Origin of the sequence: Sandarakinorhabdus sp., assembly GCF_031422795.1 — a bacterium.
Taxonomy (GTDB): domain Bacteria; phylum Pseudomonadota; class Alphaproteobacteria; order Sphingomonadales; family Sphingomonadaceae; genus Sandarakinorhabdus.
Genome location: NZ_JANPML010000392.1, coordinates 1 through 5,024, shown reverse-complemented (window position 1 = coordinate 5,024; position 5,024 = coordinate 1). Strand labels below are relative to the sequence as shown.

Below are 5,024 nucleotides of genomic sequence, written 5' to 3'. Positions count from 1 at the left end.
CACGACAAGCTCAACATCCACGGCGGGGCTTGTGCGCTGGGCCACCCCATCGGCGCATCGGGCGCGCGCATCGTGGCGACTCTGCTGGCGGCGCTGCAACAAACCGGCGGCAAACGCGGGGTCGCCGCGCTGTGCATCGGCGGCGGCGAAGCCACGGCGATTGCAGTGGAATTGGTCTGAGGCCGATTCCATCCCCGTTATCCCCGTTATCCACAGGCGGGATGGCGAATAATTCACTTTGACGACTCACCCAAATGGTGAGAGCATTCACTTGTAGCCGGGAATTGACGGCGGCAGAAATGCCAACGGAATGAAGCGGTTATCGCCATTGAAGACGTATATTCTTGCCCTTGGGTGGGAATTGAAATCGGCAAATGGTGGGGCTGAAACGCCAATCAGCGCGCTGCGGGCATGGAAGGCAACTTCTGGCCGGGAAGCGGAGGGAACGGGGGTTCCGCAAGGCACCTCCAAACCCGAAGCCACCGGTTTGCACCTTCACTGGTGTACCCGGGGCGCGCAGACAAGGGCAGCAGTCCAGCGGCTGGAAGGCCAGCCCGCAACCAGGCGTTTTCTTGCGCAAGCAGGGTGGGCATGGCGAGGGGCAAGGATACCAGTCGCGGGCCAATGCGCCCACTTGACGATCAGGCGGCAGGCGCAAGCCGACACGCAAGGTCGAGAGGGTGGAGCGAAAAGGTCCTGCAACGGTGTCTAGAGCGGCCCTTGGGCAGCAGGAAACGCCGGATGCGAAAGTGCCGTGGTTGAGCGAAAGGCCAGCCGCCGCAGCTCCAGCCGACGAGGCTGTGAGCGCAGGCGAGCCGACCGAACCGCCCGAAGCCTCCTCTGGAGGGGCACGTCACAGTGGGGGCTGGTGGCAACACCAGCCCCCATTTTGCGTTCAACGCGGCGCGTGAATAGCGCAGCCATTTGCCGAACGGGCCCGCATGGCCGCCAGCCGCCGGCAAACTCTTTGACCAAGCCCGCCAATGTCTTCACACATTGCTGCGGGGGAACATGAGATGGCGGCAGCACCAGGATCAAACCGCGCATTCTGGCAAACACGCAACGGCGTACTGCTGGCAAGCGCCATCGTCAGCAGCGCCGCTGTATGGTGGGTGATTGCCTGGCCCGTCGCCAGCTTTGCCAACATCGCCGCCCATCAAGGCCATTTCATGCTGACCTTTGCGCACATGTTGGGCGGTAGCGGGATGTTGATCTTTGGCGCGGCCAATCTGTATCTCGCCGCGCGCAAGACGCGATTTGCGCTGCACCGCCGTGTGGGCCAGCTCTATCTCGCCACCGGCGCGTTCGGAGCAACCACAGCCATCGTGGTCACGCTTTCGGCGGCGCACAAATCCGGACTAATCCTGACCAATTCGACCCTCTCGCTGGCGACTCTGGGCAGCGCATGGCTGGTCTTTGCAGCGCTGGGCTGGCGTGCCGGGCGCAACCGCCGCTTTGCCTCGCACGGTGACTGGATGATCCGCAGCTATGTGCTGAGCTGGGCCTTCGTGCTTTGCCGCTTTGCGTCGCCGGTGCCGGAGATCGGCCAACTGGGCGGCGGCCAGGCTTTCATCTGGCTATCGTGGGTGCTGCCAATGATGGTCTGCGAGATCGTGCTGCAATGGCCGCAAGGCGCGCGCAAGGGCTGAACGCCCGGGTTACGGCTTCACATCCGGCGGCACTTCGCCCGCCATGCCCGCCGCCACCTTTTCCGCCGCTTCCATGGCGCGCAGCAGATTGCCGCCCGCGATCTTTTCGCACTGGGCTTCGGTGTAGCCCCGGCGCAGCAGTTCCGCGATCAGCGCCGGATAGGTTTCCACGCCTTCCAGCCCGGTGGGAGTGGAATCAATGCCATCCAGATCGCCGCCAATACCCACGCTGTCGATACCGGCCAGCTTCACCACGCGATCGATATGGTCTGCAACGTCGTTGATGCCCACTGGCGGGCGCGGGTTTTTCGCGTCCCATTCCGCCATTGCTGCCCCCTGGCGCGGCAGATCGGCGATGTGCAGCGCCAGCAACCGCTGCCGTTCGCCGGCGCGGGCGGCTTCCCAGGCCTGGCGCGCGGCATTGATGAAGCCCGGCACATAGGTGACCATCACGACGCCGCCATTGGCCGCCACCAACGGCAACACATCATCGGGCACGTTGCGCACATGATCGGCAATGCCGCGTGCGCTGCTGTGGCTGTAGATTACCGGCGCTTTCGTGGTGGCCAGCACCGCCTTCATCGTGGCCGGCGACACGTGGGACAGATCGACCAGCATGCCGATGCGGTTCATTTCCCTGATCACCGCCTTGCCATAATCGGTCAGCGGATTGGGCCGCGGCGATTCATTGGCGCTGTCGGCCCAGTCGTTGTGCTTGGTGTGGGTCAGCGTCATGTAACGCACGCCCAGCGCGTGATACATGCGCAGCACGGGCAACGAATTATCGATCTGGCTGCCGCCTTCCACGCCCAGCAGGCTGGCGACCTTGCCGGTTTTCTGGATGCGGCGGATATCGGCCGCGGTGGATGCCAGTTCGAGATCGGCGGGATATTTCTTCACAAAGCCGTGCACGATGTCGATCTGTTCGATGGTGGCCTTCACCGCCGCCGGGCCGACCAGCGAAGCCGGCACATAAACGCTCCAGAACTGCCCGCCAACGCGGCCCTGATGCAGGCGCGTGATGTCGGTCATCAGCGGCTTCTTGAACAGGCGGCTGTCGGCCTTCAGATCCTCGCTCCACCAGCCTTCGCCGAAATTGCCACGCAGCGCGCCCGGCCAGTCGTTATGGCCATCGATGATCGGCTGCCGCTTCAGCACGGCTTCGGCGCGCTTCAGCAGGGGATCGTCCAGCGCCAATGCGGGGGTGGCGGCGAGCAGAGCGGCGATGAGCATGATGTGTTTCATGGGACACAGTGTGGCACCGTGCCGCCCTCTCTTGCAAGACAGGTGACGCGCCCGCCACAGTGGCCACATAACGCAAAAGGCAAAGTTTGATACGAAAGGCCCTCCCATGCTCGAAGCCAATGATCGCCGCGTTTACGGCCCTGATGAAACCGCGTTCCGCGATACGGTGCGCAAGGTGTTCGAAAAGGAACTGCTGCCCAATCTCGACCGCTTCGAGGAAGAGGGGCTCGTCTCCCGCGATTTCTGGCGGGCGTGCGGCGATGCCGGGATGCTGTGCCCCGGCGTACCGGAGGAATTTGGCGGCCTCGGCCTCGATTTCCGTTACAACGCCATCATCGATGAGGAATTGGCTTATGCTGGCTCATCGGCCGGCATCACCCTGCAATCCGATATCGTCGCGGATTATCTGGTGGCCTATGGCAGCCCTGAGCAGAAAGCCAAATATCTGCCCAGGATGATCAGCGGCGAAGTAATCACCGCCATCGCCATGACAGAACCTGGTGCGGGCAGCGACCTGCAGGGCATCAAGACCACCGCCCGGAAGGACGGCAATCATTATGTCATCAACGGTTCGAAAACCTATATCACCAACGGCCAGAACGCCGATCTGATCATCGTGGTCGCCAAAACCGATCCGGAAAAGGGCGCCAAGGGCACCTCGCTGATCCTGGTGGACTCGACGACCGAAGGCTTTGCCCGCGGCCGCAACCTCGACAAGATCGGCCAGAACAGCGCCGACACGTCGGAAATGTTCTTCAACGATGTGCGCGTGCCGATGACCAACTGCCTGGGCGAAGAAAACAAGGGCTTCATCTACCTGATGAGCCAGCTGCCGCAGGAGCGGCTGTCGATCGCCATTTCGGCCCAGGCCGGCGCCCAGCGTGCGTTCGACGAGGCAGTGAAATTCGTCAAGGAACGCAAGGCCTTCGGCAAGACGGTGTGGGAGTTCCAGAACACTCAGTTCGTGCTGGCCGGCCTGAAAACCGAACTGCAGGTGGGCTGGGCCCACATCGATTGGGGCCTGCAGAAACTGATCGAGGGCCGGTTGACCGACGCCGAAGCCAGCGCCGCCAAATTGTGGCACACAGAATTGCAGGGCCGCGTGTGCGATGAAGCGCTGCAGCTGCATGGCGGCGCCGGTTATATGAACGAATATCCCATCGCCCGCCTGTGGCGCGATGCGCGCGTGCAGCGGATTTACGGCGGCACGAGCGAAATCATGAAGCTGGTGGTGTCGCGGACGATCTGAGCAGGCATTAAGGGCGCGGCGTCGGTAACATCGACTCCGCGCCGCGCGGCGTGGTGATGGGATCGGCGTGGCGATGCACAAGCCGCCATTGCTTGCCCGCGCGTTGGTAAACGCTGGTCACACGGGCGGAAAAATCGGCGAATTCGGAGCTGTTCCCCAGCTTGGCCCGGCCGTTTTCGATCTCGACCAGCACGACCGTGTCGGCGCTGCCATAGACGGCGACTCGGTCCACGCCGCGCACGCTGCCGTCGCGATATTTGGTTGCGGCATTGGCCAGGCGGCTGCGCACTTCGGCCTGCCCTTTGCCGAATGGCCCGAACGGATTGCCTAGCGTGATGTCATCGGACACGGCAAACAGCGCGGCATAGCCGGACGGATCGCCGTTCAATATCTTGCGCAGTGCTTCGTGGCTTTGCATCACCGCTTGTTCGAGCGCCGGGGGGAGAGCGGGGGACTTTGCCAGTGCGGCGCTGGCCAGTAGCGCGCCCGTAGCAGCGATGACAAATCCAATCGGTTTCATACCCAAGCGTCCCCTGATTTGCGCCTGAGGCTAACCCAGCTGCGGCATGGCGGCCAGCCAAATGCGGCATTTTCCGGAATGGCGCCGCCGGGTTTCTGCCCTTATCGGGTCGCATTCCTCTGCCATAAGCGACCCCATGATGACTGCAACCGCCGCCCGTTTTGCCGAAACCGCCCGCAGCCCGCGTGAAAGCGCCGGGTCGATGGCCGGGGAAGACGTGGCGATGATCAAGCTGGCTGCCACGCTCGGCCGCGAACTAGGTGCGTACAAGCCCGCCATCTATTGGGTGGACACGCTGGCTTCGGCCACGCTGGGCTGGGGCGCATTGGCAGCGTTGATCATCGCGCCCAGCCTGCCTGCG

The 5,024-nt window shown here is 63.3% G+C and carries 4 protein-coding genes and 2 pseudogenes; 4 read left to right on the top strand and 2 right to left on the bottom strand.

Going from position 1 to position 5,024, the window contains the following annotated elements; genetic code table 11:
* Both RMO81_RS13830 and RMO81_RS13825 read left to right on the top strand, forming a co-directional pair.
* Nucleotides 1-180: pseudogene (locus tag RMO81_RS13830) on the top strand (acetyl-CoA C-acetyltransferase); the annotation flags it as partial.
* A gap of 836 nt (nt 181-1,016) precedes the next feature.
* Complete coding sequence (locus RMO81_RS13825) at nt 1,017-1,649, top strand: DUF2306 domain-containing protein (protein WP_310476474.1); 633 nt, start codon at nt 1,017-1,019, stop codon at nt 1,647-1,649.
* Between the two features lie 9 nt (nt 1,650-1,658).
* Here RMO81_RS13825 and RMO81_RS13820 read toward each other — a convergent pair whose 3' ends face one another.
* Nucleotides 1,659-2,894, bottom strand: a complete 1,236-nt coding sequence (locus RMO81_RS13820) for a dipeptidase (protein ID WP_310476473.1) — start codon at nt 2,892-2,894, stop codon at nt 1,659-1,661.
* Nucleotides 2,895-3,000: 106 nt separating this feature from the next.
* Between RMO81_RS13820 and RMO81_RS13815 the strand changes: the two genes are divergently transcribed.
* Nucleotides 3,001-4,143, top strand: coding sequence for an acyl-CoA dehydrogenase family protein (locus tag RMO81_RS13815; RefSeq protein WP_310476472.1), 1,143 nt, complete (start codon nt 3,001-3,003; stop codon nt 4,141-4,143).
* A gap of 7 nt (nt 4,144-4,150) precedes the next feature.
* Here the strand turns inward: RMO81_RS13815 and RMO81_RS13810 are convergent, their stop codons facing one another.
* Entirely contained in the window at nt 4,151-4,663 is a 513-nt protein-coding gene (locus RMO81_RS13810) for a nuclear transport factor 2 family protein (protein WP_310476471.1), read from the bottom strand.
* A 136-nt stretch (nt 4,664-4,799) separates the two neighbouring features.
* Here RMO81_RS13810 and RMO81_RS13805 point away from each other — a divergent pair.
* A pseudogene (locus RMO81_RS13805) lies at nt 4,800-5,024 on the top strand (fatty acid desaturase); the annotation flags it as partial.

Bases quoted from the DNA above. Each gene is read 5' to 3' on its own strand.
- RMO81_RS13825 (WP_310476474.1), top strand. From the start codon at position 1,017: ATGGCGGCAGCACCAGGATCAAACCGCGCATTCTGGCAAACACGCAAC.
- RMO81_RS13810 (WP_310476471.1), bottom strand. From the start codon at position 4,663: ATGAAACCGATTGGATTTGTCATCGCTGCTACGGGCGCGCTACTGGCC.
- RMO81_RS13820 (WP_310476473.1), bottom strand. From the start codon at position 2,894: ATGAAACACATCATGCTCATCGCCGCTCTGCTCGCCGCCACCCCCGCA.
- RMO81_RS13815 (WP_310476472.1), top strand. From the start codon at position 3,001: ATGCTCGAAGCCAATGATCGCCGCGTTTACGGCCCTGATGAAACCGCG.